This window comes from Chryseobacterium sp. FP211-J200 (genome assembly GCF_001643375.1).
Classification (GTDB): Bacteria; Bacteroidota; Bacteroidia; order Flavobacteriales; family Weeksellaceae; genus Epilithonimonas; species Epilithonimonas ginsengisoli.
The window spans coordinates 25,243-51,301 of sequence record NZ_LSHB01000045.1; the positions used below are offsets into that span (position 1 = coordinate 25,243).

A 26,059-nucleotide genomic window follows, 5' to 3' on the forward strand; every position below is an offset into this window, starting at 1 on the left:
TAATTCTATTTGATGTGATTATTCCAACAATTTTATTAAATCTTAAAAAATTAATTATGAAAAAAATTGTATTTTTTTTATCGGCAATTGGTTCGATGATGATGTATTCTCAAAACTTAGGTTACGGGAAATCTTTCTCAGATTCGACACCAAGAACTACTCAAATTAAAGAAACAGCTTTAAAAGCAGAAGCTTGTAACACGATCGTCATTAATGATACCGAAGAGGAAAATGGTGTTTTCATCATCGGAAATGGTGGGCAAAAAGCTGCAGTTGATATTCCAATTGGGGAAAATCAGACTATTGAAATTAACAGTATTGTTGTCACTTTGGCAAGTAAATTACCACCGACATTTGTGAATTTTATTTTCTACAATAACATCCTCTCTACACCCGAAGATCCGGAAGATCCTAGAAGGAATATTCCGAATCAGCAGCTTTTTTCTGTTACCAATACAAGTATAGAATCATATGAAGAGGTTGGTTATGAGCCTTTGCACGAATTCATCATCAGAAAAGTGAAGATCAGCCTGGAAACGCCGATCTTGTTGAACGGGACAATGTCGCATGACAGAATTTGGATGAGTACAAAATCTGATGCCAATGCATGGTCCATTACAGCTCATTACGAAACGGGTGAGGGCGTAGTGGGAGAAAGTGTCGCAATGGGCGGAAATACCTATGACTGGTTCCAGTTGCTCAACCAAGAAGGTCTTTATGAGCTAAATGCCGAGTGTGACATCCTGAATGTTTCTGACACCAACTTGAAATCAAAAGTAGGGATCTATCCAAATCCAGCCCAAGATCATTTTGAATACAGTGACATCAACGGTGACAAAATAGTTTCTACAAATATCTACTCGGCCAACGGAAGTCTGGTAAAATCTGTGAACGATTCCAATTCCAAGATCAATATCAGTGAGCTTAAAAGTGGCGTCTATATTGTTCAGACCAGAACGTCCAACGGCAATACTTTGACGAACAAATTGATCAAGAAGTAATTTCATATTTTTAATTTCAACAAGGCTCGTCTAATGCATCTTCATCAGGCGAGTTTTTTGTTATTTATAAGTTTTAAAGGGTTTTGTTTTATGATTTGTAATTTTTTGTCCTTATCATCATCAGATATTATTTGTTTTTGTGATTTTATTAAATGAAAAATGATGAATATTCTTTTATGATTCTTAATTTGCAAAAAAATTTAATATGAGAAAGTATTTACTAATGTCGGCATTGGTTTTACCGATGTTAAGTTTTGCCCAATGGTCTAAAGTGGGCAATACAAGTAAACAAGTGAAGGCAGAGTTTTCTACTCTCAAGGAGAAGCAATTGTTCTCTTTGGACAAGACACTTTTAAAGTCAAAATTGCAGAATGCACCACATAAATTCTCTGGACAGAGAGGTGTGGAGTTGATGATGCCAAATGCTAAAGGGGTTTTGGAAAAATTCCAGGTTTGGGAATATTCCAATTTCACGCCGGAAGTGCAGGCTATATTTCCTTAGCATCAGATCTTATGTGGGAATAGGAGTTACAGATCCTACAGTTTACTTGAGGTTCAGTATTTCTGATCAGGGGCTTTCATCTTCTACATTCGGAAAAGAAGGCTCTAGCTTTGTAGAAGCTTACACAGCTGGTAATGATGTCTATGCAGCTTATTCTTCAGCATCCAGAATTTTGGACCAGCAGGACGAATTTATTTGTTCTACGATGGATGAGATCATAAAGGAAGACCAAGGTGAAGTGAGTGCTAATAAATCCAGCAATCAGGTTTTTAAAACTTTTAGGTTAGCTATGTCTGCACAAGCAGAATATTCTCAGTATCATATTACGAGAGCCAACGCTACTGGAGCAACAGATGATGAGAAGAAGATCGTTGTACTTGCAGCCATCAATAATACTGTGACCAGGGTCAATGCATTATATGAGAAGGATCTGGCGGTACACTTTAATTTGATTGATGTACTAAAAGTGATCTACCTAGTCCCAGCTACAGATCCTTACACGGGTGATTTCAATACTGAGGTGCAATCGGTATTGACTGAGGAGATCGGCGCAGCAAATTATGATATAGGACATCTCTTGGCTTATGCAGGTCCTAATGGTAATGCAGGATGTATTGGATGTATCTGTGATAGAAACAAGGGATCTGCTTTCGCTTCACACTACATTCCTGTGAATGATATTTTTGATATTGATTATGTTGCCCACGAGATCGGTCACCAGGTAGGTGCCAATCACACCCATACCTATGGCTCATCAGAAGGTTCAGGAGTACAGGTGGAAGTAGGAAGTGGTAACACAATTATGGGCTACACGGGAATTACCGGAGCTACAGATACACAGTTCAATTCCAATGATTTCTTTACATACAGAAATATTCTTCAGATTCAGAACAGACTGGCGAACAAAGCTTGTGCTGTAAACACAGCAATTACAAACACTCCACCAGTTGTGAATGCTGGTCAGGATGTGGCCATTCCTATCAGTACACCATTTGTATTGAAAGGTACAATAACGGATGCAGAAAATCAAGCAGCATTGACTTACGTTTGGGAGCAAAATAACTCTGCTACCACAGCAGCACAATTCGGAAGTGGATCATATGCTTCTCCTACAAAAGCCGGAGGTCCAAACTTCAAAATGTTCCCGCCAAAAGCAGAACCGGTTAGATATTTCCCAGAATATGGAAAAGTCCTAGCGGGCGTCAACGCGACACGTTGGGAAGCATTGTCTAGTGTTGGTAGAATATTGGATTTTACATTGACCGTTAGAGATAATTCTGTTGATGGTGCTCAAACACAAACTGATGCTATGAAAATCACGGTAAGTGCAGCGGCTGGTCCGTTTGTGGTTACAGCGCCAACTTTTGGAGAAAGTCTTCTTTCTAATGCGGCTTACAGTGTAAAATGGAATGTTGCAAACACCAATGTTGCACCAGTCAACACGGCCAATGTTAATATCAAATTATCTCTAGATGGTGGGAAAACTTTCACAACAATAGCTGCGAATACACCGAATGACGGAGAAGAATCTGTTACCATTCCTGCAAGTTCACAAACAGCCAATGCCTATATCATGATAGAGACGGTTGACAATGTTTATTTTGCAATGAGTCCAAGTTTTGTGGTGGATTATTCTGCTACAAGTGAGGTTTGTAATACATACAACTATTCAGGTCCAGCTGTAGATATCAATGATGGGAGTGGAACTACGAGTGGACCGATCTCTTCTCCTCAGATCATGGTTCCAATTGATGTTCAGGATTCTGGTGTGATCACTAAGATCAGAGTGAAACCAACCGTTGAGCATCCAAGAGTAAGCCAGATCGTAGTAGGGATCCAAGGGCCACTAGGTCAAAGTGCTTGGTTGTGGAACAGAAAATGTACAAGTTCAGGAATTACTGCAACATTCAGTGATGAGGGTTCTGCTTATGCTTGTGCTTCTCCAATCGCAGGAACTGTAAAACCAGACGAGTCTTTAACTATTTTCAAAGGGAACGATACCAAAGGTGTTTGGAATCTATTTGCTTCAGACAACGTTAGAAATCTAACGGGTAAAGTTACCACTTGGTCATTGGAATTATGTACTAGAGACGCGCAAGTCCTTGCAGTAAACGAGAGTGCTTTCAATTCTAATAATATCAAAGTATATCCAAATCCATCCAACGGTAACTTCTTCATCAAATCAAAAGATCTTGGAGGAAATGCCAAAGTAGCGATCTACGATATGAATGGTAGAATTGTTCACACATCTGGCTTCAATGTTTTGACAGGAGAATCTACAAATGAGTTCAATGTTAACTTGACAAAAGGTGTTTACTTGCTAAAAGTAACTTCTCCAAAAGCTAACTACACTCAGAAATTGATCATCAAATAATTAATTTCAGATATCAATCAAAAGCCGATCAGCAATGATCGGCTTTTGTTATTTTCAGAATAGAACTTTCTCTCAGGTTTTGAATTAATTATATTAAATTGCAACTAACAATAATTATGTCAAAATGAATTACACCCAAATAGAAATAGACGCCCAGTTCGAAGGTAAACTTCAACTCATTTACCTCAACCAACCCGAAAGTTATAACAGCTTGACCAAGGTGATGCTTTCCGAATTGCGAAATGCCGTTCACAAATTCAGTGAAGACGAAAACGTACGTTGCATCGCCATTGCAGGAAGAGGAAAAGCGTTCTGTGCTGGTCAGAATCTGAAAGAAGCATTAAGTTTTGGCGAAGACGAAGATGACCGAGAGATCCAGCGCTTTGTGATCGAGTATTACAATCCTTTGGTTTTGGAAATTGTAAAATGTAGAAAACCTGTGATTGCTTTGGTCAATGGTCCTGCAGTTGGTGCTGGAGCGATGTTGGCTTCGATATGTGATTTCACGTTGGCGGTGGAAAGTTCGTATTTTTCTTTCGCATTTGCCAATATTGGTTTGATTCCAGACACCGCAGGAACTTACTTCTTACCAAAATTAGTAGGGAAACAGTTAGCGAGTTACTTGTCATTTACAGGGAAAAAAGTGCCAGCGCCAGAAGCCAAGAAAATTGGTTTGATAGCTGATTTTTTCCCAGATTCCGAATTCGTAGAAAAATCGATGGAAGTTCTGACACAACTCGCTCATTCTGCCACGACTGCACTTTATTTAACGAAAAAAGCCTTCAATAAATCCTATGATTTTACATTGAAAGAACAATTGGACTACGAATCCATCATCCAGCAAGATGCCGCTGAGACAGAAGATTTCCGTGAAGGTGTAACCGCTTTCATCGAGAAACGTTTACCAAATTACAAAGGGAAATAAATAAGTTGGAGAGTTTGAGTGTGGGAGAATTTGAGAGTATTTTTCTCTTCCATCTTCCATCTTCCATCTTCAAACTTCCATCATCCATTTATCAATCATCATTAATAATTTATGACGCCGAAAGAAACCGCCGAATATATGTTCGGGAAAGACCTTTTTTCTCAATGGTTGGGAATAGAACTCACCGATATCAAAGCAAATTACTGCCTTATAAGAATGCCCATCAAGCCTGAAATGATCAACGGATTGGAAACGGTTCACGGTGGCGTGACATTCGCTTTTGCAGATTCAGCTTTGGCTTTTTCTTCAAATAATACTGGTGAAGCAGCGGTTGCACTCAACTGCTATATTAATTTTACAAAAGCTGTAAGAAATGGCGACGTTTTGACCGCAGAAAGTATTTTGCTAACAGATACAAGAAAAACTGCAGTCTACGATATCACCATTAAGAATCAAAATGATGAGGTCGTTGCAGGTTTCCGGGGAACAGTTTACAAGATTGGTAAGAAACTAACTGAATTATAAACTAAAAAACTTCAAAATTAATTTTGGAGTTTTAAAATAAATTGTAGCTTTGTAATTCAAAGTTCTTTTTATGGAATCGAAAAATTATCAGGAAGAGTTAGCGCACATCCGTCAGATGATGGAACGCAGTTCAAGATTTATTTCATTGAGTGGTTTGTCCGGCGTCATTGCGGGAATCGTGGCGTTGCTGGGCTCTGTTTATGTTTATTTCGTTTTCCAGAGAGAAGGCATCGACTATTTTGATGGCAATCGCAATATCTACGGACCGGCTTTAGCAAAGGAATTATTCTTTGTTGCGTTGGTGGTTTTGGTTTTAGCAATTTCCAGCGGTTATATTTTCACAGCGAGAAAAAGCAAAAAGAAGAATCTGAAAATTTGGGATTCGATTACAAAGAAGTTGTTATTCAATTTTGCAATTCCTTTAGTCACAGGCGGTATTTTTTGTATTGCACTTTGGTATCACCATTTTTTTCCTTTAATTGCGCCGTCAATGCTAATTTTCTACGGATTAGCTTTGATCAATGCAGAACGATACACCTTAAGTGATGTCAAATATCTCGGAATTTGCGAAGTCGTTCTTGGAATGATTGCTTTATTCTGGCTTGGATGGGGATTGATATTTTGGGCAATTGGATTTGGATTTTTGCATATTTTTTATGGGATTTTGATGTACAGGAAATATGATTAGTAGTTATTTTGTTAGTCAGTTTTTTAGTTAATTAGTTAGAAAAAGACTTTACCAAACAAAATTAATTTTCTATCATATTCTGAAGGTTCATTAGAAGAGGTCAAATATTATTTAATCTTAGCAAAAGGCCTGAATTATATATCATTAGTTGATTTTGAAAAACTAATACTAGATGCAGAATAGGTAAGCAAATTAATTAGTAGATACTCAAAATCTATCAAAAACTACTACTAAAACAATCAAACAAAATAACGAGATACTTAAAACTAAATAACTATTTAACTGAATAACTAATGCTCAATATTAATCAACTCAACAAAGAATTCGAAAGTCGTGTAAGATTGGGCATTATGTCCGTTCTTATGGTCAACGATTGGGTTGATTTTACCGAAATGAAAAACCTCTTGAGCGCCACCGACGGAAATCTCGCCAGCCATAGTACAGCGTTGGAAAAAGCAGAATACATAGAAGTCAAAAAAGAATTCGTAGGCAAAAAACCGAGAACTTCTTACCGGGTGACGCAAAAGGGAAGAGATGCGTTCACAGAACATATCAATAACTTGGAAAAATTATTGGGAAGATAACTTTATAAATTTTGCTCCCTTTAGGGTTGGGGAAACAAAATTGTTGGGACGATAATTCCCAATTTTTTTTGAAAATTAACTTTGTAATTCAAAGAACTTTATAATTAAGAAGGATGAATCGTAGAAAATTTATTTCAAAATCATTACTCGCTACAGCGGGAGTTTCGCTAGGTTTTTATTCCTGGCAAGTTGAACCATGTTGGCTGGAGTTTGTAAAACAAGATTTACCAATCAAAAATTTACCTTCAAAACTTCATAACAAAGTCCTGATGCAGCTTTCAGATCTGCATGTCGGCAATCGTTTCGATTATAATTTTCTGATTGATTCTTTCAAGAAAGCAAAAGCTTACAGACCCGACATTGTGGTTTACACCGGCGATTTCGTCTGCTGGGAAAATAATCCGGAACAATTTGAACAACTGAAAATCGTAATGAAAGAAGCCGTTCTCGGAAATTTAGGAACAGTCGCAATTCTCGGTAATCACGATTATGGCGCAGAATGGAAAGAAGAATCTGTTGCTGATGAGGTTTCAAAAATCCTTTCAGATTCTGAAATTAATGTTCTTCGCGATGAGAAAGCAGATTTTTCCGGACTCAATATTTATGGTTTTGAAGAATTATGGGGAACCAATTTCCATCCTGAAAATCTGACCAAAACCATCAATCCAGATGAAGCCAATCTCGTCCTTTGTCACAATCCCGACGTTTGCGATCTGGATGTCTGGAACAATTATCAGGGCTGGATTCTCTCCGGACATACGCACGGCGGACAAGCCAAACCGCCATTTCTTCCGCCATTAATTTTACCAGTTAAAAATAGAAAATACACTTCCGGATTCATCGATTTGGAAGATGGAAGAATGCTTTATATCAATCGGGCTTTGGGACATTCTTATCAGGTCAGATTCAATTGCAGACCGGAGATTACACTTTTCACTTTGATATCTATTTAAAATAAAAATTATGAAAAAAATCCGCATTCAGTTTCTGCTTTTTGTTTACAATAACACACAAAAGCTTTACAGAAAATACTTTAAGAAAAAGAAAAGAGAATGGGCATTTTCCCAACAGCAATTATTGGCTTTCCAGAAAGATACGCTCGGCAGTAAACTTGGCGAATTCTACAAAAAACACGGTTTTACAATGATTCCCAAAATGGAAAATCACGACGTTCATCATCTGCTGACGGATTGCGGAACCAAATTCGAGGAGGAAATTGCGATGCAGTTTTTGCTTTTAGGCAATGGAAAAATGAATGCACATCTTCTCGCTGCTATTTTCTTTGGAAGTCTCATTCTGCCCGAATATTTCAAGATTTATATGCAGGCTTATAAGAAGGGGAAAAGTATGAGGCCTTTCTACTACTGGGATTTTGAGAAATTGCTTAGCCACGATTTTGAGAATATCAGAGATTTTGTTTACCAAAAACAAACGCCAGTTTTCTACTAGATTTCAATATTTAAATTAATAAAACATTGTAATTATGAAAAAGCATCATTTGATTTTCATCACAGTTCTTGCGGTTATCATTCTTTTCTACAAAAAATATGTCGCACTCAATCTCGGAATTTTAGGGATTTTTCTGAGTATTCTAACTTTTACTCAAACCAAATCTGAGTTTCGTACCAAAATGTTTCTTACACTTTTTGTCACTTCGATTTTTTCTTCATTTGCGTTTGCATGGTTTGGCGATGCTATTTCGTTTGTAGCAGTTTTGGTGTCGGTATTTTTATTAAGATTCAAAGGCACTTATCCGAAACTAAAACCATTTCTTTACATCGAGGTTTTATTGGTCAGCCTTTTCTCATTTCTGGGAAGGGTTTTCTACACAGAACAATGGTTCGAAAAGCCAAAAGAAGGTGGCGGTTTTGGTAAAAAACTGATTACATTTATTCTAATTCCTGGCATATTAATTACAATTTTCCTTTGCATCTATTCAGCAGGAAGTTCACATTTCGACCAATTTTTTAGTGAGATAAAGTTAGATTTTAGTTTCTTTGATATCATTATTCTGGCAATTATTGGATTTTATGTCGGCTTTATTTTCTGGAATTTTGGAGTGGAAAGATTTATCTTCAAACAAAACAGATATTTGAATGACGATTTTTCAGGATTGATAAAAATTCAAAAACCGACTTTCTCTTTCCTCGATATCGATTCCGAAAGAACCAGTGGATTGATTTCGTTTTCTGCGCTTAATATTTTACTTTTAATTTTCATCGCCACTTACAATTACGAACAGTTTTTTGAAGTGACGAAGTCTGCTGACGGATTGAGTGCAGAAACTCACGAACGAGTTAATTCTGTGATAATGTCCATCGTGATGGCGATTCTTGTGATTCTTTTCTATTTTAAAAGAGGATTTAATTTTGATGAAAAAGCAAAGTCGCTGAAAATTTCTGCGAAAATTTGGATTGTTCTGAATGCTGTTCTGGTCATTTCTGCTTCACTCAAAAACTCAGAATACATTATCAATTTTGGATTGACCTACAAACGTTTGGGCGTATATGCGTTTCTCACAATGGCTTTGATTGGGCTGATTTTTACATTCATCAAAATTCAAAATAAGAAGACCAATGTTTTCCTTTTCAACAAAATGTTTTGGACGTCGTATGGCTTGATTTTGGTTTGCAGTTACGTCAACTGGGGCGGAATTATCACGTCCAATGACATTAAGAGAAAGGATTTTGCGGACAATTACCACTTGTGTTCCATCAATTATAATGAAAAAATATTGCTGGATTACGCTGAAAAAACCGGAAACTCCGAAATGAAAAACAAACTTATAGAAAGAATCGAATCTTATCAACAAGAAACTTTCCTCTCAAAAATTTTATATTATGAAACGATTAATCTCGACAGATCAAAAATTAAATAGTTTAAAATATCTGGCACTGATTCCATTGTTTCTGGTCGCTTGTAAAAAAGAACCAGAAGTGAAAGACACCAAAGTAGATACCATCACCACCATCGAAAAACCTGTCGATTCTTTGTCCGCGATTGAAAAAACGGAAAGAGAATCCAACCAGAAAATCATTACGGTCGACGCATCCAAAATGCCAATCCGATTGAACCTCGAAATTACAAATCCGAACGACCAGATTATTCTGAAGCTGGAAAATGTAGACCAACCAAAAATCAAAGGTTATGTGAAAACTGAAAGTCCAATGAATGTCAGAATCAACCAAATCAGAATGCCTGACAATACTTTTGACGGACCTTTCGGAGGAACGATTGACTATGAAACGAAACAAAAAGGAGAATATTGGCTGATATTTGCCAAGAACAATATGGCAGACGGCGAACCAGTAGGTAAATTCTTCGTGAAAATAGAATAACAAAAAAGAATCTCGATTGAGATTCTTTTTTTATTTAAGTATTTATCTAATTTCTAATTTCTAAACTCTAATGTCTAAATTCTACTTTAGACTTTGAAGTGCTAATCTATAACCTTTCATTCCAAAACCAGAAATCACAGCATCGCAACTTTCCGCCGTCACAGATTTCTTACGGAATTCCTCACGCTTATAAATATTGCTGATATGAACTTCAATTTTCGGTTTGTTGATATTCTTAAGACAATCAGAAATCGCATAAGAGTAATGCGTAAAAGCACCAGGATTGATGACCACAGCGTCAAAGTTATCTTCCTGTAAGCGGTTGATAAGCTCGCCTTCAATATTGGATTGATAATAAAAAATATCATCACCACTGAATTCATCTTTCAAATCCGAAAGATAATCTTCCATAGACACCGAACCGTAGATTTCTGGTTCACGCGTTCCGAGTAAGTTGAGGTTTGGGCCGTTGATGATAAGGATTTTCATTCAGAATATTTTTTCAAAGATATAAAATTAAGCTTGATGCTGAAAACAGTATCCATTTCCGATGCTCGTTTTATGCTTGCATCTCGAGCCGCTTTTTGTAGTGCCTTTGCATTGTACAGTAGCTTCTATTCCTTGAGTCTTCTTTCTTCCAGAACTTGAGATACCTAAAGTTGAAACTGGCTGACATATTTTACAAGCCATCAATCCTTTTTCCAAAGCAGAGTTAAGGTCTGTTTTGTTGGACACATTTTTTACCATTCTGCAATTTTCTGTATGGTATTTTTGTCCGCTTGGTGTATAATAAACCGTTTGGGAATTTGCATAAATAAAACTGAACAGAAAGAAGAGAATAGAAATGGATTTCATAGAGAATATTTGTAAATATAAAAATCCTTAGAATTTCTAAGGATTTTATAAAGATATGTATTTATTGCAATCTATTTAAAAAGATCATTGAGGTCTTTTTGAGCTTTATCAATTTTTTCGTTCGCTGCTTTTTTTGTTTCCTCAGTTGATTTTTTGAGGTCAGCTTTTGCTTTTTCTGCCGCAGCTTTTGTATCTGCAACAGTTTTGTTGGCGTCTTCTACCAATTTTGCTTTCTCAGTATTGACCTTGTCTTTTATTTCTTTTGCTGTATTGTCTATTTCAGCATTTGTTCTTCCTGTGATGATGCTATCGGTTTTCGTAATTGCGTTGCTTACCATACCAGTTGAAGTGTTTCCTAGGATCTGGGTAGAAGTAGCCAAATTGTTTTCATATTCTGTCTTTACAGTTCCACCTTCCGCAACATAAACGTTTTTGGATTCTACATATTTGTCCTGTGCTTTTTGCAATTCTATTTTTGCCGCTTCTATTCTTGCGGGGTCTTTGCTTGCAACAGCTTCCTGATAATTTTGTTGCGCTGTAGCTAATGCCAATGCAGCATCTTCATAGGATTGTGTAAAATCTATCTTCACATCCGACGTTTCGTTTTTTTTACAACTATTGGCTGTCAAAACAAGTCCTGCAAGTGCCAATGTTAAAAGTGTTTTTTTCATTTATTATTGATTGTTAATAATCTGTTTTGTTAATTTTTGCAATTCAGCGTTTTCATCCGACTGGGAAATTTCGCCATTCAGCCTTTTTATTTCCAAAGTGTTGATTTGCTTTGCTAGACCTAGGTAAGCCAAATATTTTTCTAGGATCAAAGTTTTCTGCTCAGAACTTGCGTTGGCCGCGTTGGCGCCTTTTACGAAAGTCTGCAGATTGTCGTTACACAAAATATATGCCTGAAATGCATTAGACAGAAAATAATCGCTAACCAAGGAATTGGTTTCAAGATTGGTGTAAAGTTTCGGAATTTCTACCGGAGAGTACTGAATGATCTCTGAAACATCCACGCCGCTTTTTGCCGGATTCAGATACATTCCTTTGGTTTTCATTTCACTGTTTTCGAGAGAAAGGTTGGTAGCGTCCAAAAGTTTCACCAGATTTTCTTTCTGAGTGATGTCCGATAACATCGTATTGAGGCTCAAAGCAAAAAAGAAACCGATGAAAGTTGATATTAAGGAGATGAAAAATTCCAAAGTTCTACCGCGTTTGCTTCGAAAACTTTCCAGTTTGGAAGAGTTGATTAGAAAGATGACAACTAAAACTAGAATGACTGCAATGATAATGTACATAATTGTGTTTTTTTGGTAAAGGTATTAAAGTGATCGATTGATAAAAATAAATAGAGATAAACGAGCAGTTTTTGTAGACGAATCGTGCAGAAATATCAACGAAGGAATCATCAAGTTATTTCATATAAAGCAAAAAAAATCCTTAGAAATTCTAAGGATTTTTAAGTAGCCCGTAGGGGAGTCGAACCCCTCTTACCAGGATGAAAACCTGAGGTCCTAACCGATAGACGAACGGGCCTAGTTAATTTTTTCTTTTATTTATTATCTGTATTATCCTATTGGAATAGACAGATTTTAAATGTTTCATAAAAAATACCTTCAGAAAAATTAGTGAAGGTATTTTAAGTAGCCCGTAGGGGAGTCGAACCCCTCTTACCAGGATGAAAACCTGAGGTCCTAACCGATAGACGAACGGGCCAAGGACTTATATTAAGCTAAGCTATTTACGTGCTTAGTCAATTTGCTTTTTAAGTTAGCTGCTTTATTCTTGTGAATAATGTTTCTCTTAGCTAATTTGTCAAGTAAAGAAATTACTCTTGGTAATTGCTCTACTGCTACTGCTTTGTTCTCTTCAGTTCTAAGTGACTTCAAAGCTGTTCTAGCAGTCTTGTGATTGTATTTGTTACGAAGTCTTCTAACTTCGTTTTGTCTTATTCTTTTAAGTGCTGATTTATGATTTGCCATATCTTTCAAATGTGGGTGCAAAGATAAAAACTATTTTTTAATTTGCAAACTTTTTTTTAAAATTAAAATTTTATTTTGCCTGATTGAAGCTAATTTGATGATTCGAAATCATTTCTAATTTCGTGAAGATTTATTATCTTCTTTTTCTCCTTTAAGGTGGTGCAAAAGTATGGATATTTTTTAAATTTCAAAATATTTTGAAATTTTTTTTCGATTTTTTTGATATCCAATATTAGATGTTTCCAATCACGAACATATTTTCCATAGTGGGAGCAGTGCTACCACCTTGTTTTTCAAGGGTTATGGCAAAGGCTTGTGCTTTCGGGATGTTAGCCAAGATTTCTTTGGTGTTTTTATCAGATGAGTACATTCCGGCGCTTACAGGCTTGCCATCGACAAGTGCCCATAGCTGATATTGCATTCCTTCTGGTGCTTCAGGTAGATTTTCCGCATTCAGATAAACGTCTTTGGAGTTTGAATCCCAATAGACCATTGCTTTTGAGTCCGGATGTTTTTCTACACCTTTCAATGGAACAGTGATGATGTTCGGATTAGATAAGATCGCTAACTTCTCCTGAGAGGTCTTCAAAGCGAGATCTTGAGACTTTTTCTGAGTTTGTAGTTGTGCTATTTCTTTTTTGTTTTTAGAAATATCATTGATCCAAAATAAATTCCCAGCAATACTCATCAGGAAAAGCACAGAAGCTGCAACCGCATATTTCTGCCAGTTGATTGCTTTGTTCGGATATATCTTTTGAGTGATCTCGCCGCTTTCTGTCTCTGGTTTCCCAGAAATTAGAGGTTTGATATTTGCGGTGGCTTGTTCCTCTTGGATCTTGGCCCAGATTTTGGTTTCCAGGTCTTTAGGTGGCATTACAGCTTGTGCTGTTGCCAGGTCCTCCATCGTTTTTTGTGCTTCCTCGTATGCTGTTCTTACCTCAGCACTATTCTTCATGACACACTCCAAAATGCCTGCCTCCTCAGGAGAAGCAAGACCTAGAATATAAGATTCTAAGATTCCGGATGATATGTATTCTTCTATGTTCACTTTATTTATAATCTTGTAATAGATCTTTCAATTTAATAAGAGCAGTACGCATCTTGGTCTTTATTGTACCTAACGGTATTTTCAGTTTTTCAGATATTTCGTTTTGAGTATAACCTTGATAATAGGCCAAATCGATCATTTCACGCTTATCGGATTCCAAATTACATAAAACATCTGTAAAACCAATGAAATCCGAAGACTTATTGGTCGTAGAAAGTTTCGTACTGTTATATACGAAATCTGGAAGCGATTGGTTTTTAAGTTCGTTCTGGAAAGATTTGGATTTGAGATAATCAATGGCCGTATTTCTGGCAATGTTGATCATCCAAGTGTAGAATCTGCCTTTGACAACGTCGTATTGATGGATAGAGTTCCATATTTTGACAAAGACATCCTGGATTATTTCTTCAGTATATTCTTTGGACTGGACTATCCGGAAAATAACACCATACAACGCACCAGAATAGTGGTTGTATAAGTATTTGAAACCTGATTCGCTCTTCTTTCTGAGCAGTTCCAAAAGTTCTTCCTCGGAATAGGTTGTTTTAATAATTAGTGATTTGCTGATCAAATATAGAAAAAATATAACAATAATGATTTATTTTTTCATTTTGCTCAATTTTCATTAATTCAATGTCAATACTTGTAAAATTTGGGCGCCTCTATCCGTCTTCCGTTCCCGCTTTTTTGTCATTGCGAATCACGGGAGATCATCCAATTTAATTTACACGATCGCAATGACAAAAAGAGCTCCACTCAAGCCGGGGAGCGCTTCGCAGAATTGAAACTTTTCACTCCAATTGATATGACTCGATCACTTGAACTAAAACCAAATTTATTCATATGTCGTAAGTAACTATAAATAGTACGGCAATGAAAAAGCTTAAAAAAATATTCCTCGTCAGTTCCGTTGCTTTGATGCAAGGGAACATCGCTGCTCAGTCAGCCAACTTTAAAATCAAAAATCCATACTACTCAAAAACGGAAACAGCTAAGTTGAAAGTCAGTAACGCAGAATGGAAGAAGATTTTAAAAACAGAACTCTATCAGGTCGCAAGAGAAGCGGCAACCGAAACAGCCTTCACGGGAAAGTTCTATGAGTTTGATGAAAAAGGAACTTATTACTGCGCCGTTTGTGGAAATGCCTTGTTCCTTTCAACTTCCAAATTTGCGACCACTTGCGGCTGGCCATCATTCTATGAGCCGATCCGTAAAAATAGTGTCATCTACAAAAAAGACGACTCTCATAATATGACAAGAACGGAAGTATTATGTGGAAGATGTGATTCTCACCTAGGACATATCTTCTATGATGGGCCAGCACCAACGGGAAAACGATTTTGTATGAACTCTGTTTGTCTGGATTTTGTTCCAATAACTAAAAAATAATCGGCTGATTTACAGTTTGTTGAGACTTATTTTCAATTTTTTCAATCCAAAAACAAACTAACCTCGTAACTGCAATTAACACACAGAAAATATTAATATAAAATAAACAAAATGAACTCAAGAACAAAAATCGCAGCCTTCGGAATGATCGCATTATCATTTGCATTCAGTGGGAATGTAGCTGCACAGGCAATGAAAGAAAAAACAGTAATGGTTGGCGGTGCTGCAATGTATCCTTCAAAAAATATTGTTGAAAACGCAATGAACTCCAAAGACCACACAACGCTTGTTGCAGCAGTGAAAGCAGCAGGATTGGTGGAAACCCTACAAGGAAAAGGACCATTCACAGTTTTGGCTCCAACCAATGAGGCTTTCGCAAAACTTCCTGCGGGAACTGTAGAAAGTCTGGTGAAACCTGAGAACAAAGAAACTTTGACCAAGATATTGACCTATCACGTTTTAGCAGGAAAATATAATGCAAAACAGATATGGGCAGCCGTAAAAGCTGGCAATGGAAAAGCACCAATGAAAACGGTGGAAGGCGAAGAATTGACATTCTGGACAAAAGGGAAAGACCTATACGTGACAGACGCAAAAGGCGGCAGCGCAAAAGTAACTATCTCTGATGTAAACCAATCAAACGGTGTGATCCACGTGATAGACACAGTTCTTATGCCGTAATAATGATCTGAAACCAGCATAGTTTTATTATGCTGGTTTTTAATTTTTTAAATCAAACTTTAAAAATAATATTATGAAAAAAACAATTAGCGTTTCCAATGGTGCAGCTACCTTGGATACCAACAGAAGAAATTTTTTGAAACTAAGCGGTGTGGGTTTGGCAATTGCAGGACTTGCGCTGGTAGGTTGTGATGATGACGATCTGATCATTGATCCAGGTGCCAATGTGTTTGATTTGGGAACTGGTGATGTAGGTGTTTTGAATTACGCTTATGCCCTTGAACAATTGGAAGCTGATTTTTATACCAAAGTGGTGAATAGCTTCTACACCGGAATATCTGAGAATGAAAAGCAGATTTTTACCGATCTTTATAATCACGAAGTGATCCACAGAGACTTTTTCAAAGCAGCAATTGGCGGTGCGGCTCCTAATAGTTTATTGCCAACGTTGGAATTTCAATATAATGGTGTAGACTTCAAAAACAAGGCTTCGGTTCTTGCAACAGCGAAAGCTTTGGAAGATACTGGCGTGGCTGCTTATAATGGCGCTGGGAAATATATCACCAATCCAGCTTATCTGGTGATTGCGGGTAAAATAGTCTCCGTGGAGGCAAGACACGCGTCTGCCATCAGGAATCTTATCAACCCTGGTTCTGCAGATTTCGCAGGAGATGACGTCATCAACGCCATGGGCTTGGATGTTGCCAAAGAACCAAAAGACATTGTTGCAGCAGCAGGAGGCTTCTTCAAAACACCATTCACTTGGAAAGAGAGAGGTATTTAATTCATCATTAATTTCAAAAATTTACTATTATGAACATTCTTAGAATATTAGATAAGCTCTCTAACGACAAATTCTTCACAGGAGAAGCTTCAAGATTACAAACTTTGACCAGTATTGCTGATTTTGGTAAAAAAGCCGCGGTTGCATCTGTACCACTTGGATTGGCAGCATTGATGTCAACGCCGGCAAAAGCAGAAACTACAAGTTCATCTGCCACGATGTTTAAAAGCCCATTGACAGATGCTTTGCAATTGGCTTTAACATTAGAGTATCTAGAAGACGAATATTATCAAATGGGATTGGCAAAGGCTGGATTGATTCCTACTGCAGACCGAGTGGTATTCCAAACAATCTCAAAACATGAGACTGCACACGTTGCATTCCTTAAAACAGCATTGACATCTCTGGGAGAAACACCTGGTGCAAAACCAGATTTTGATTTTACGGCTGGAGGCAGTTTTGCTCCAATGGACGACTATCAGACGTTTATGATCTTGGCGCAAGCGTTTGAAGATACAGGCGTAAGAGCATACAAAGGTCAGGCTGGCAATGTAATGTCCAACAAAGATGTGTTAACCGCAGCACTCCAAATCCATTCTGTGGAAGCAAGGCACGCCTCTCAGGTGAGAAGAATGAGAGCTCAGAAAGGCTGGATAGAATTGGCAAATGGCGGCAATATGCCATCTGCAACCGATGCTGTCTATGCAGGTGAAGGTGTGACTATGCAGGCTGGTTTCAATACTGGTACGGCGTTTGGGGATGCAGCAGGTTCTGCGGCTTATGATGAGGTGCTTAGTGGATCTGATGCCGCTGCAATTGCCGGACTATTTATTGCATAAATTTTTTAAACATAATGATGAGAGATTAATTAATCCTTTTCCTTCGTTGGAAAGGGATTTTTTTGCCTTAAATTATGTTATCACAAAAAAACAAGCTCAGAGATGAGCTTGTTTTGGTTTTTTAAATGTAGCCTATAGGGGAATCGAACCGCTGTTGCAAGAAAGAAAATCTTGAGTCCTAACCACTAGACGAATAGGCCGTTGGTTTTGTGGACTGCAAAAATAAAGACTTTATACAGTTCTGGCAAATGATTTTATCTATTTCAATCTTTTCTCGATGATCGTGTTGGTGATTCCTTTGCCTTCAAAATCCTTTTGGGCTTTGATCGCGTCCTCCAAAGTTTTGTATTTCCCGAAGGTATAGTAGAATATGCCGTTTTCTTTATTTCTGATAATATCAGGAATGGTTTTCAAAATTTTGGACTTCGAGTCCAGCTTATCTTTACCACTGTAGATCTCAAGGGTGTAATAGCCCATCCCTAGCGATTGATTAGGAACAAAGCTGATTGCAATAGAGTTTCTGAATCCTGCGTCTTTCGCCGTTTTCAGATTGGTATCTTTTACGGACGCGTAGTTTGTAGTCCCATAATAGTATTTGTAGAAGCCATTCTCTTTGATAGGTAAAATGTATTTCAGTCCTTTTAAGGCTGGATCTTGATCATTATACTTATTAGGTGTACTCATCAATAGAATCCTGAAATCGTTTTTCAACGGTTGTTCAACCGGTTTCTCTGGTTCAGGTTCTTTTACATTTCTGTCCACTAGTTTCTTGTAGCTTACAATCGCATTGAAGATGCTTTCCGCAATGGCATGCTGACCTTCTTCTGTGGAAATATAATGAGCGTCATCATAATTATTGACAAATCCTGTCTCTATAAGGATAGAGGGCATCGCATTCATTCTTAGAACGTGCAGGTTCTCCTGCTTTACACCTCTGGACAATCTTTTGTCTTTCTTTACGAAGTTATCTTCTACCATTCCGCCTATGATAAGGCTGGCTTCTAGATATTTGCTTTGTTGAATTTTAAGGGCGATAAGGGATTCTGGAGAACTTGGATTGTAAGAGGCGAAATTTTCTTTGTCTCTTTCATCCAGGAAGATCACATCGTTTTCTGCTTTGGCTACATCCAAGTTGGCTCTGTTTTGATTGGGGCCTTGTACAAAAGTCTCTGTTCCCTGTGCTGTTGCACTTTTACTTGGCGAAGAATTCACGTGGACCGAGATGAAAAGGTCTGCTTTGCTTCGGTTCGCCAGGTCTGTTCTGGAAGTCAATGAGGGATATTCATCTATTTTTCTGGTGTAGATCACTTTGTAGTCTTTGTTTTTTTCCAACATTCTGCCCAATTTCAGAACAATGCCTAATGTTACATTTTTCTCTTGGACGGAACCGATGTCTGCATAATTCCTGTTGGCCCCGATGTCACTGCCACCATGACCTGCATCCAAGACAAGCGTGAATTTTTTCTGTGAATATAAATAGGTGATACTGATAAAAAATGTTAACAGGAAAAAAAATTTATTATAAAGTTTTGGACTAATCATTTTAATCTTTAAAATTTAATTAATTTTGAACCCAATTTCAGAATGACTGCATTGGCTCGAAGTATTTTCAAAAGTATATTACTAATTTTAAATATCCTAATTTTTAACAATATTTTAGCACAAACTGTGCCTCAAAATATTGATCAAAAAAGTGGTGTTCAAGATTCATTAAATATAGGTAAAGATTCATTAAACGTAAAGAAAGACACCATCATCCCAAAAGAACAATTGGATGATGTCGTAAAGATGAAGGCGGAATACAGGAACAGTTCCTCTATTTCCAACAAGCAGACTACGCTTACCAAAAACGCACAGATCATCTATCAGGATATGCAGATCGATGCAGATTATATCAGATTCGAATGGGAAACTGGTAAGATCTATGCAAGAGGTGAGCAAGATGAGAAAGGAAAGATCATAAAACCTGCTGTTGCCACACAAGGCGGTAAACAATTCGAATACAGCGAGGTTATCTACAACATCAAGACCAAGCAGGCTATCGCCTTCAATGCAAGAACGGAGGAGAGCGAAGGTGTCATTGTAGCCCAGAAGACAAAGAAATACAATGATTCTGTCTTTGTGATGAGCAGGGCCATGTATACAACAGATGAATATTTTCTGAAGAAAAAAGATTCCCTTGCAGATTATCATATGTCCGCCAGGATGATCAAACTTCTGAAAACAAAAGATAATGCACAGATCATCACCGGGCCGATACAGATGTACATAGAGCAGGTGCCAACGCCCTTGGTAATGCCATTTGCTATACTTCCATTCTCAGATAAGCGGTCTGCGGGAATCCTTATCCCGAGTTTTGGGGAACGCCAGGATGTTGGGTTTTTTCTGAATGGATTGGGCTACTATCAGCCGATCGGCGACCATTTTGATCTCAAGATATTGGCAGACCTTTATACGAAGGGTAGCTGGAACTTGAAACCTGAGCTTAATTACCTCAAAAAATACAGATATTCCGGAAATTTTGCGGCCGATTATGGTTACACGGTTCGTGGGATCAAGGGACTGGACGACTATTCTAGAAACAAAACGTTTAGGATTGCCTGGCGACATTCTCAGGATTCTAAGGCCAATCCTTATTTTACGTTCAATGCGAGTGTGGATATTGTAAGTACCAAGTTTTATGACAATACCGTCAACAACAATTACATCTTCAACCAGAATGTCCTGAACACACAGCAAACCTCTAGGGTGAATGTTACCAAGCGTTTTCTGGAACTTCCTGTGACCATCAGTGCGAGTATGGCCTACTCTCAGAATTTTGCAACTGGACTTACGGATCTTCGTTTGCCCGATATGACGGTGGCAATCAATCAATTCTATCTTTTCAAACCAAAAACCGGGGTGAGGACTGGATTGCTGGAGAATATCAATGTCAATACTGGATTGGCCTTAAGTAATTATGTGACCACCACAGAGGATCAGCTTTTCAAAAAAGGGATGTGGGACAATCTGAAAACGGGTGCCAAAAATAATATCTCACTATCAACCAATACAACGCTGGCCAAATATTTCACTTTTACCTTGGCTGCCAACGCAGATAACGTACTTACAACAAAAACACTGGAAAGAAGTTATAACCCGCTTACAAACCTGGTAGAGGATAATTTTAAAAAAGGAGTTGCAGGATACACCACTTTCTCCACAAGTGCGAGTTTGCAGACCGTTCTCTACGGACAGAAAAACTTCAGCAAAACGTCTCCTATTGTTGCGATACGCCACATGGTGACACCTAGTTTCAGTTTTACATACGCACCTGATTTTGGGGAGAGAAGTTGGGGTTATTTCAAGGACTATTCTAATGCCAGAGGCGAGATGACGCCGTATTCTATCTTTGACAATGGGATATACGGAGCACCATCATCCGGTCTTACTCAAAGTGTGGGATTCAATATCAACAATAATCTGGAGATGAAGGTGAGATCCAAAAGCGATTCGACAGGGGTGAAAAAAGTAAAGATCTTTGAAAACCTGAATGTCTCGGGAGGTTACAACTTCGCAGCAGAAAAATACAAATGGTCTGTCTTCACAGTCAATGGGCAGTCGTCTTTCTTTAATAATAAACTGAATGTCAACACGAGTCTTACCTTGGAGCCGTACAGAATAGAATTTGCGGAAGGAAGCAGCACAGGGGTGAGAACAGAGGACTTCGGACATTTCAGTCTTCAAGGTTTCAACCTTCAGTTGTCTTATCCGATGAGCGAGGCCATTTTTGGAAAGAAAGAAGAACTCTCGAAAGAGTATAAGAAAAAAGGCGAGATCCGGAACGAGAATTATTTCTTCGATGATGACAATTATTCCCACTACACACCAACTTGGACCCTGAACGTGAACGCCAATTATGCTTACACGAAAACGCTCTCCAGATTGCCGACTAAAACAGCTACCCTTGGATTGGACGGTAGCATCAAGCTGACGCCATACTGGAATATCAACGGAAGTACAAATTACGATATCGAGAAAAAGGAGTTGGGATACACCCGCCTTGGATTTGCCAGAGATCAGCGTAGTTTTACGATCACATTCAACTGGGTGCCATTTGGACAATATAAAGTCTATGATTTCTTCATCGGGATCAAAGCCAATATCCTGAAAGATGCGGTGAAGTATAAAGAAAGAAGTTTCACGCAGCCGAACAGTTCTTTTTAGGATTTAAAGTAAATTTGTATAGTTTTTTAAAAATTAATAATAAAATGAAGAAGATCATTCATACATCAGAGGCTCCGGCTGCGATAGGGCCTTATTCTCAGGCAACATTGGTTAATGGAACACTATATATATCAGGTCAGATCCCTGTAGATCCGGAAAATGGAAAATTGGTAGAAGGCATTGATAAAGAAACACATCAGGTGATGAAAAACCTGAAAGCCATTTTGAAGGCTGCAGATATGGATTTCAGCAATGCCGTAAAAGCTTCTATCTTCCTGAAAAGTATGGACGACTTTGCTGGGGTGAATGAGATCTATGCTTCTTATTTTGAAAACGAGATCTACCCTGCGAGAGAAACCGTTCAGGTATCTTGTCTTCCAAAAAATGTGGACGTAGAGATCTCTATGATCGCCTTCAAAGATTAAACATGAATTTCTGTAGGAATACCATAGGTGTTTTGGCCGGATTGGCGGTCGCAGCTCTCATTATCACATTAGGGATAAAGATAGACTCCACGTGGGTGACCTACAAACAATTTGCACCCTTTGACCACTGGGAAGCTTTGCTCAGGTCCGTCCAGCACAAAGATTCCTTTTTTATCGCACTTCTTTTCTTTGGCGGATTGGGCGTTACATTCGGAGGTGTGGTCACTGCGATCATTGTGAAGTATGCCAAGGTGGCCTATGCGATCCTGATCGGTTTCATCATGCTGTTCATTGCGATGCTGGACATTATCATCTATCCTTACCATCCGGTCTTCTACAAGATATCGATATTCCTCATCTTCTTCCCCTTCTCCTGGATCGGCGGAAAGATCACAGAGGTCATCTACGAAAGACGGAAAAAACGAGAAAAGCAATTACAATTAAAAAATAAGAAACCACAAGTCTAGGCTTGTGGTTTTTAGTTGTCCTAATGTTTATTTTTTTGAGACTAGCCTTTTCTGGATTTTGACATTGTCTTGTTCTATTGAGACTGCTCTTTGTTTTGTTGAGGCATTGTCTTGTTGGGTTTGGACATTGTTTTATCTGACTTGGGCTAAGGCTTGTTTTATTGAGACATTGCCTTGTTGGGTTTGGACTAAGCTTTGTTGAGTTGGGACAATGCCTTGTTGTTTTATCTTTTTTTGAATTTTATTTTTGCGACTGTTCTGTATTGTGCCGAGTCTGAATCCAGGATTGTGAAGATGTAGTCTTTGGCTGTATTGGCAAGGTCTACAAGGTTGTCTGATGCGTTATATATTGTGTTGTTTCTGATGCTTCGGGCATTGTTGAGTGGTACGTAAGTATCTGCGACGGCTTGTGTTGTTGCGAGCATCTGTACTTTTTTGTCTTCGTAGGTTTTGATCTTGTATTCTGTTTCGTTGGGGTTGTAGTTGGGTGTGTTTTGCAGGTGTGCTATGAGTGTTTCCATATTATTGGTTCGCTGATCGTAGCTCATCTGTGATACGGAGTAGTTTGTCTGGTTGCTGTCTGGATCTGTTGAATCTACGATGTCTGTTTTTCTGACTCCTTTGATTTTGCGTATGATGGTCATGAGATCTTCCAGCTGTGCGGTGGTAACGCCTTCTGTGACTTTGTATGCTTTGCGGAGTTTTGTGAGGTCGCGATTGAGGGGCTTGAAGATGGCTTGCCGCTCGTTGACTGCCTGAGAATATGGTGGGAGTAGATTGTTTACATCTTCCTGTTGGGTGAATGCATCGTTGTATTTTTGCTGAAGATTGGTAAGGAGAATAGCTGAGTTGGCAGGGTTATAAAGGTTTCCTAATGCGAGGATGTGGGTGTTTAGCAAATTGAGGTTTGCAATGTTTTTTGCGTGGCCTACTTCTGAGGTGGATGTGTTTGTGCTCATTTGTTTTGATGTTTTTGATTAAAAATTGAATTTCATTAATAAGATAAAATTAAAATAAATATTGATATGAGAAAACAGAAAGGCGAAAATATTTTCGTGTATTGTTGCGAAGTTCAGTGGATTATGTTGTTGTGTGTTCTTTTTTTACTGTTTATGGGCATTGCGAGCTTTGGTACGTAGGCTATTTTTAATTGATCCCAGACCGGCTATTGAAGAAGTTTTTAAACTGAAAGAATTCGAACACTTATATCCGTAAAAATCTATAATATTGCGATAGCGACTCAATTTGAAATTAGTAATTTTTAATGTGAAGAAATTAAAATTCAAAAACGAATACAAAAAACCACAAGCCTAGACTTGTGGTTTTCTTTATAGTTGGTTTAATAAATTCCTAGTAAGCAGTCTCGTGCACTTTCACAGCTCTTCCGCTTGGGTCGTTGGCGTTTTTGAAAGCTTCATCCCATTCTAATGCAACTGGCGTAGAACAAGCTACAGATGGAACAGAAGGAACACAACTTGCTGCAGAATCGCTTGAGAAGTGACTTTCGAAGATGGTTCTGTATCGGTATTCTTCTTTGCTCATTGGTACATTGATCGGGAATCTGAATTTGGCGTTTGCCATCATTTCGTCTGTCACTTCATCTTCGGCTACTTGCTTCAAAGTATCAATCCAAGAGTAACCCACACCATCACTGAACTGCTCTTTCTGTCTCCAGGCAATACTTTCCGGCAACAGGTCTTCGAACGCTTTTCTAAGAACCCATTTCTCCATTCTTTCCGGTGTGATCATTTTATCTTTCGGATTGATGGTCATTGCTATGTCCATGAATTCTTTGTCAAGGAAAGGAACTCGGCCTTCGATTCCCCAAGCCATTAGAGATTTGTTGGCTCTAAGACAATCGTAAAGGTGAAGTTTGCCAAGTTTTCTTACTGTTTCTTCGTGGAAAGCTTGTGCAGATGGCGCTTTGTGGAAATAAAGGTAACCGCCGAACAATTCGTCAGAACCTTCACCTGATAATACCATTTTGATTCCCATCGATTTGATGACTCTTGCCAAAAGATACATTGGCGTGGATGCTCTGATCGTGGTTACGTCATATGTTTCCAAATGGTAGATCACATCTTTGATGGCGTCCAGACCTTCCTGAACTGTATATTTGATTTCGTGGTGAACTGAACCAATATGATCCGCTGCTTTTCTAGCAGCTGCCAGATCGGGTGAACCTTCCAATCCAACCGCGAAACTGTGCAGTCTTGGATACCAAGCTTCCTGCGTATCGCCACTTTCGATTCTCTGTCTGGCATATTTTGCGGTCACCGCTGCGATGATAGAAGAGTCCAGGCCGCCTGAAAGTAGAACACCATAAGGCACGTCACTCATTAATTGTCTGTGAACTGCTTCTTCCAAACCTTTTCTGATGGCTGCAATATCGGTCGCATTATCTTTTACATGATCGAAATCTGTCCAGTCTCTTTTGTACCACTGCTGCAACTCCTGCCCGTCTTTGCTGTATAGAAAATGTCCTGGTAAAAATTCTTCGATCTTGTTGCAAACACCTTCGAGGGATTTCAGTTCAGAAGCCACGTAGAAACTGCCGTTTTTGTCCCAGCCCATATAAAGTGGAACGATTCCCATATGATCTCTACCGATGAGGTAAGCATCATTTTCTTCATCATATAAAGCGAAAGCGAAAATTCCGTTTAGTTTTTCAAGGAAATTTTTCCCGTCTCTTCTGTATAAAGCAAGGATTACTTCACAATCAGATTGGGTTAAGAATTCATAGTCAGGAAATTCTGATCTTAGCTCCTGGTGATTGTATATTTCTCCGTTAACCGCTAATGCAACTTTTCCATCTTTGGTGAATAGTGGTTGTTTCCCAGATGTTGGGTCAACGATGGCCAATCTCTCGTGGGAGAAGATCACGTTGTCGTGTTGGTAGATTCCTGACCAGTCCGGACCGCGGTGTCTTATTTTTTTTGACATTTCCAGGATCTGAGGTCTTATCGTTTCGTTCTTTTGTTTGGTGTCAAACACACATACAATTCCACACATTATTTTATTTGTTTTATGATTTTGATTAAAATTATATTACAAAAGTATAGTTGTTAATTCGAAAATGAAATAATTATTACATTTAAATTGAAATAAACAATTATATTGGTTTTAATTGGTTTAATATTTTCTTTTTTTTAATCAAAAAGAATGTTTCTTCTTTATTTTTTATACAAGTCGATGGTTAATATGAATTTTTTAAATAAATGTTTATAATACTTTAAATAATTAAAAAAAAATGGATTATATTTTTAAATGTTTTACATTGATTTCGATAAATATTCAATTCAATAAAATAAAGTTTGCTTTTTATTAGGATAATTTATAAAAAATGTACGATTTTTGCACCGAAAATTGTATTGTAAATGTGAAGTGAGCAATTACTTCAAAATGCATTTATAATTTTTTTCATCATTTGTGTTTTTGCCCTCTTATTT

General features: G+C 38.0%; 29 protein-coding genes and 3 tRNA genes. 19 read left to right on the forward strand and 13 right to left on the reverse strand.

The genetic code is table 11. The annotated features are described in order from the left end of the window. Window positions 1-56: 56 nt before the first annotated feature. The 12 genes from AXA65_RS13655 (at window position 57) to AXA65_RS13705 (ending at window position 9,937) form a co-directional block, all read left to right on the forward strand. Window positions 57-1,001 (forward strand): T9SS type A sorting domain-containing protein, encoded by a 945-nt coding sequence (locus AXA65_RS13655; RefSeq protein WP_063970655.1) that lies wholly within the window; start codon window positions 57-59, stop codon window positions 999-1,001. A 205-nt stretch (window positions 1,002-1,206) separates the two neighbouring features. Further along, entirely contained in the window at window positions 1,207-1,503 is a 297-nt protein-coding gene (locus AXA65_RS13660) for a hypothetical protein (RefSeq protein WP_131797824.1), read from the forward strand. Window positions 1,504-1,516: 13 nt separating this feature from the next. Next, a complete protein-coding gene (locus AXA65_RS13665; protein WP_063970657.1) occupies window positions 1,517-3,877 on the forward strand; it encodes a reprolysin-like metallopeptidase in 2,361 nt (786 codons plus the stop codon). A gap of 124 nt (window positions 3,878-4,001) precedes the next feature. Next, the gene (locus AXA65_RS13670; protein WP_063970658.1) at window positions 4,002-4,802 is read left to right on the forward strand and encodes an enoyl-CoA hydratase/isomerase family protein; all 801 of its coding nucleotides are present in this window, start codon (window positions 4,002-4,004) and stop codon (window positions 4,800-4,802) included. A gap of 111 nt (window positions 4,803-4,913) precedes the next feature. Further along, a complete protein-coding gene (locus AXA65_RS13675) occupies window positions 4,914-5,327 on the forward strand; it encodes a PaaI family thioesterase (protein WP_063970659.1) in 414 nt (137 codons plus the stop codon). Between the two features lie 70 nt (window positions 5,328-5,397). Then, on the forward strand, window positions 5,398-6,015 hold the full coding sequence (locus tag AXA65_RS13680; RefSeq protein WP_063970660.1) for a hypothetical protein: 618 nt from the start codon (window positions 5,398-5,400) through the stop codon (window positions 6,013-6,015). Between the two features lie 60 nt (window positions 6,016-6,075). After that, window positions 6,076-6,198, forward strand: coding sequence for a four helix bundle protein (locus AXA65_RS19595; protein WP_086048212.1), 123 nt, complete (start codon window positions 6,076-6,078; stop codon window positions 6,196-6,198). A gap of 110 nt (window positions 6,199-6,308) precedes the next feature. Beyond that, window positions 6,309-6,599: a winged helix-turn-helix domain-containing protein gene (locus tag AXA65_RS13685; RefSeq protein WP_034966172.1), complete on the forward strand. Its 291-nt coding sequence runs from the start codon at window positions 6,309-6,311 to the stop codon at window positions 6,597-6,599. A gap of 113 nt (window positions 6,600-6,712) precedes the next feature. Next, window positions 6,713-7,552 (forward strand): metallophosphoesterase, encoded by an 840-nt coding sequence (locus tag AXA65_RS13690; protein WP_063970661.1) that lies wholly within the window; start codon window positions 6,713-6,715, stop codon window positions 7,550-7,552. A 10-nt stretch (window positions 7,553-7,562) separates the two neighbouring features. Next, complete coding sequence (locus tag AXA65_RS13695; protein ID WP_063970662.1) at window positions 7,563-8,048, forward strand: Coq4 family protein; 486 nt, start codon at window positions 7,563-7,565, stop codon at window positions 8,046-8,048. A 34-nt stretch (window positions 8,049-8,082) separates the two neighbouring features. After that, window positions 8,083-9,477, forward strand: coding sequence for a DUF4153 domain-containing protein (locus AXA65_RS13700; RefSeq protein ID WP_063970663.1), 1,395 nt, complete (start codon window positions 8,083-8,085; stop codon window positions 9,475-9,477). Beyond that, window positions 9,440-9,937 carry a hypothetical protein gene (locus AXA65_RS13705; RefSeq protein WP_063970664.1) on the forward strand — a complete coding sequence of 166 codons (498 nt, stop codon included), beginning with the start codon at window positions 9,440-9,442 and terminating at the stop codon, window positions 9,935-9,937. The genes AXA65_RS13700 and AXA65_RS13705 overlap by 38 nt, the downstream gene beginning before the upstream one ends. Before the next feature lie 81 nt (window positions 9,938-10,018). Here the strand turns inward: AXA65_RS13705 and aroQ are convergent, their stop codons facing one another. The 9 genes from aroQ to AXA65_RS13750 all read right to left on the reverse strand — a co-directional run bounded on the left by aroQ (window position 10,019) and on the right by AXA65_RS13750 (window position 14,390). Next, on the reverse strand, window positions 10,019-10,426 hold the full coding sequence (aroQ, locus tag AXA65_RS13710; RefSeq protein ID WP_063970665.1) for a type II 3-dehydroquinate dehydratase: 408 nt from the start codon (window positions 10,424-10,426) through the stop codon (window positions 10,019-10,021). Between the two features lie 27 nt (window positions 10,427-10,453). Next, entirely contained in the window at window positions 10,454-10,792 is a 339-nt protein-coding gene (locus AXA65_RS13715) for a DUF5763 domain-containing protein (RefSeq protein ID WP_063970666.1), read from the reverse strand. Window positions 10,793-10,863: 71 nt separating this feature from the next. Next, on the reverse strand, window positions 10,864-11,463 hold the full coding sequence (locus tag AXA65_RS13720) for a hypothetical protein (protein WP_063970667.1): 600 nt from the start codon (window positions 11,461-11,463) through the stop codon (window positions 10,864-10,866). A gap of 3 nt (window positions 11,464-11,466) precedes the next feature. Then, entirely contained in the window at window positions 11,467-12,087 is a 621-nt protein-coding gene (locus tag AXA65_RS13725; protein WP_063970668.1) for a hypothetical protein, read from the reverse strand. Window positions 12,088-12,253: 166 nt separating this feature from the next. Beyond that, a tRNA-Glu gene (locus AXA65_RS13730) sits at window positions 12,254-12,325 on the reverse strand. Window positions 12,326-12,433: 108 nt separating this feature from the next. Continuing rightward, window positions 12,434-12,505, reverse strand: a tRNA-Glu gene (locus tag AXA65_RS13735). A gap of 11 nt (window positions 12,506-12,516) precedes the next feature. Then, a complete protein-coding gene (gene rpsT, locus AXA65_RS13740) occupies window positions 12,517-12,771 on the reverse strand; it encodes a 30S ribosomal protein S20 (protein ID WP_034972803.1) in 255 nt (84 codons plus the stop codon). Between the two features lie 232 nt (window positions 12,772-13,003). Continuing rightward, window positions 13,004-13,819, reverse strand: coding sequence for an anti-sigma factor domain-containing protein (locus AXA65_RS13745; protein ID WP_063970669.1), 816 nt, complete (start codon window positions 13,817-13,819; stop codon window positions 13,004-13,006). 1 nt (window position 13,820) lies between these two features. Continuing rightward, window positions 13,821-14,390 (reverse strand): RNA polymerase sigma factor, encoded by a 570-nt coding sequence (locus tag AXA65_RS13750; RefSeq protein ID WP_228391684.1) that lies wholly within the window; start codon window positions 14,388-14,390, stop codon window positions 13,821-13,823. Window positions 14,391-14,737: 347 nt separating this feature from the next. Here AXA65_RS13750 and msrB point away from each other — a divergent pair, with 347 nt between their 5' ends. The 4 genes from msrB (at window position 14,738) to AXA65_RS13770 (ending at window position 17,512) form a co-directional block, all read left to right on the forward strand. After that, window positions 14,738-15,208, forward strand: a complete 471-nt coding sequence (msrB, locus tag AXA65_RS13755) for a peptide-methionine (R)-S-oxide reductase MsrB (protein WP_228391689.1) — start codon at window positions 14,738-14,740, stop codon at window positions 15,206-15,208. Window positions 15,209-15,319: 111 nt separating this feature from the next. Continuing rightward, window positions 15,320-15,889, forward strand: coding sequence for a fasciclin domain-containing protein (locus AXA65_RS13760; RefSeq protein WP_063970671.1), 570 nt, complete (start codon window positions 15,320-15,322; stop codon window positions 15,887-15,889). A 73-nt stretch (window positions 15,890-15,962) separates the two neighbouring features. Further along, complete coding sequence (locus AXA65_RS13765; protein WP_063970672.1) at window positions 15,963-16,673, forward strand: ferritin-like domain-containing protein; 711 nt, start codon at window positions 15,963-15,965, stop codon at window positions 16,671-16,673. 29 nt (window positions 16,674-16,702) lie between these two features. Then, complete coding sequence (locus tag AXA65_RS13770; protein WP_063970673.1) at window positions 16,703-17,512, forward strand: ferritin-like domain-containing protein; 810 nt, start codon at window positions 16,703-16,705, stop codon at window positions 17,510-17,512. A 128-nt stretch (window positions 17,513-17,640) separates the two neighbouring features. Here AXA65_RS13770 and AXA65_RS13775 read toward each other — a convergent pair. Then, window positions 17,641-17,712 (reverse strand) — tRNA-Glu (locus tag AXA65_RS13775). Window positions 17,713-17,770: 58 nt separating this feature from the next. Beyond that, a complete protein-coding gene (locus AXA65_RS13780; RefSeq protein WP_063970674.1) occupies window positions 17,771-19,054 on the reverse strand; it encodes an N-acetylmuramoyl-L-alanine amidase in 1,284 nt (427 codons plus the stop codon). Window positions 19,055-19,096: 42 nt separating this feature from the next. Between AXA65_RS13780 and AXA65_RS13785 the strand changes: the two genes are divergently transcribed. Genes AXA65_RS13785 through AXA65_RS13795 form a run of 3 tightly spaced genes read left to right on the forward strand, consistent with a single transcriptional unit; the run spans window position 19,097 to window position 22,610 of the window. Next, entirely contained in the window at window positions 19,097-21,718 is a 2,622-nt protein-coding gene (locus tag AXA65_RS13785) for a putative LPS assembly protein LptD (protein WP_063970675.1), read from the forward strand. 44 nt (window positions 21,719-21,762) lie between these two features. Then, on the forward strand, window positions 21,763-22,143 hold the full coding sequence (locus AXA65_RS13790; RefSeq protein ID WP_063970676.1) for a RidA family protein: 381 nt from the start codon (window positions 21,763-21,765) through the stop codon (window positions 22,141-22,143). 2 nt (window positions 22,144-22,145) lie between these two features. Further along, window positions 22,146-22,610 (forward strand): hypothetical protein, encoded by a 465-nt coding sequence (locus tag AXA65_RS13795; RefSeq protein WP_063970677.1) that lies wholly within the window; start codon window positions 22,146-22,148, stop codon window positions 22,608-22,610. 224 nt (window positions 22,611-22,834) lie between these two features. Here the strand turns inward: AXA65_RS13795 and AXA65_RS13800 are convergent, their stop codons facing one another. Both AXA65_RS13800 and asnB read right to left on the reverse strand, forming a co-directional pair. Continuing rightward, on the reverse strand, window positions 22,835-23,569 hold the full coding sequence (locus tag AXA65_RS13800) for a hypothetical protein (RefSeq protein WP_063970678.1): 735 nt from the start codon (window positions 23,567-23,569) through the stop codon (window positions 22,835-22,837). Between the two features lie 391 nt (window positions 23,570-23,960). Continuing rightward, window positions 23,961-25,622, reverse strand: a complete 1,662-nt coding sequence (gene asnB, locus AXA65_RS13805; RefSeq protein ID WP_063970679.1) for an asparagine synthase B — start codon at window positions 25,620-25,622, stop codon at window positions 23,961-23,963. Between the last annotated feature and the right edge of the window lie 437 nt (window positions 25,623-26,059).

Excerpts from the sequence above, each read along its gene's own strand:
- AXA65_RS13655 (WP_063970655.1), top strand. The coding sequence starts at position 57 with ATGAAAAAAATTGTATTTTTTTTATCGGCAATTGGTTCGATGATGATG.
- AXA65_RS13660 (WP_131797824.1), top strand. The coding sequence starts at position 1,207 with ATGAGAAAGTATTTACTAATGTCGGCATTGGTTTTACCGATGTTAAGT.
- AXA65_RS13670 (WP_063970658.1), top strand. The coding sequence starts at position 4,002 with ATGAATTACACCCAAATAGAAATAGACGCCCAGTTCGAAGGTAAACTT.
- AXA65_RS13675 (WP_063970659.1), top strand. The coding sequence starts at position 4,914 with ATGACGCCGAAAGAAACCGCCGAATATATGTTCGGGAAAGACCTTTTT.
- AXA65_RS13680 (WP_063970660.1), top strand. The coding sequence starts at position 5,398 with ATGGAATCGAAAAATTATCAGGAAGAGTTAGCGCACATCCGTCAGATG.
- AXA65_RS13685 (WP_034966172.1), top strand. The coding sequence starts at position 6,309 with ATGCTCAATATTAATCAACTCAACAAAGAATTCGAAAGTCGTGTAAGA.
- AXA65_RS13690 (WP_063970661.1), top strand. The coding sequence starts at position 6,713 with ATGAATCGTAGAAAATTTATTTCAAAATCATTACTCGCTACAGCGGGA.
- AXA65_RS13695 (WP_063970662.1), top strand. The coding sequence starts at position 7,563 with ATGAAAAAAATCCGCATTCAGTTTCTGCTTTTTGTTTACAATAACACA.
- AXA65_RS13700 (WP_063970663.1), top strand. The coding sequence starts at position 8,083 with ATGAAAAAGCATCATTTGATTTTCATCACAGTTCTTGCGGTTATCATT.
- AXA65_RS13705 (WP_063970664.1), top strand. The coding sequence starts at position 9,440 with ATGAAACGATTAATCTCGACAGATCAAAAATTAAATAGTTTAAAATAT.
- aroQ (WP_063970665.1), bottom strand. The coding sequence starts at position 10,426 with ATGAAAATCCTTATCATCAACGGCCCAAACCTCAACTTACTCGGAACG.
- AXA65_RS13715 (WP_063970666.1), bottom strand. The coding sequence starts at position 10,792 with ATGAAATCCATTTCTATTCTCTTCTTTCTGTTCAGTTTTATTTATGCA.
- AXA65_RS13720 (WP_063970667.1), bottom strand. The coding sequence starts at position 11,463 with ATGAAAAAAACACTTTTAACATTGGCACTTGCAGGACTTGTTTTGACA.
- AXA65_RS13725 (WP_063970668.1), bottom strand. The coding sequence starts at position 12,087 with ATGTACATTATCATTGCAGTCATTCTAGTTTTAGTTGTCATCTTTCTA.
- rpsT (WP_034972803.1), bottom strand. The coding sequence starts at position 12,771 with ATGGCAAATCATAAATCAGCACTTAAAAGAATAAGACAAAACGAAGTT.
- msrB (WP_228391689.1), top strand. The coding sequence starts at position 14,738 with ATGCAAGGGAACATCGCTGCTCAGTCAGCCAACTTTAAAATCAAAAAT.
- AXA65_RS13760 (WP_063970671.1), top strand. The coding sequence starts at position 15,320 with ATGAACTCAAGAACAAAAATCGCAGCCTTCGGAATGATCGCATTATCA.
- AXA65_RS13765 (WP_063970672.1), top strand. The coding sequence starts at position 15,963 with ATGAAAAAAACAATTAGCGTTTCCAATGGTGCAGCTACCTTGGATACC.
- AXA65_RS13770 (WP_063970673.1), top strand. The coding sequence starts at position 16,703 with ATGAACATTCTTAGAATATTAGATAAGCTCTCTAACGACAAATTCTTC.
- AXA65_RS13780 (WP_063970674.1), bottom strand. The coding sequence starts at position 19,054 with ATGATTAGTCCAAAACTTTATAATAAATTTTTTTTCCTGTTAACATTT.
- AXA65_RS13785 (WP_063970675.1), top strand. The coding sequence starts at position 19,097 with ATGACTGCATTGGCTCGAAGTATTTTCAAAAGTATATTACTAATTTTA.
- AXA65_RS13790 (WP_063970676.1), top strand. The coding sequence starts at position 21,763 with ATGAAGAAGATCATTCATACATCAGAGGCTCCGGCTGCGATAGGGCCT.
- AXA65_RS13795 (WP_063970677.1), top strand. The coding sequence starts at position 22,146 with ATGAATTTCTGTAGGAATACCATAGGTGTTTTGGCCGGATTGGCGGTC.
- AXA65_RS13800 (WP_063970678.1), bottom strand. The coding sequence starts at position 23,569 with ATGAGCACAAACACATCCACCTCAGAAGTAGGCCACGCAAAAAACATT.
- asnB (WP_063970679.1), bottom strand. The coding sequence starts at position 25,622 with ATGTGTGGAATTGTATGTGTGTTTGACACCAAACAAAAGAACGAAACG.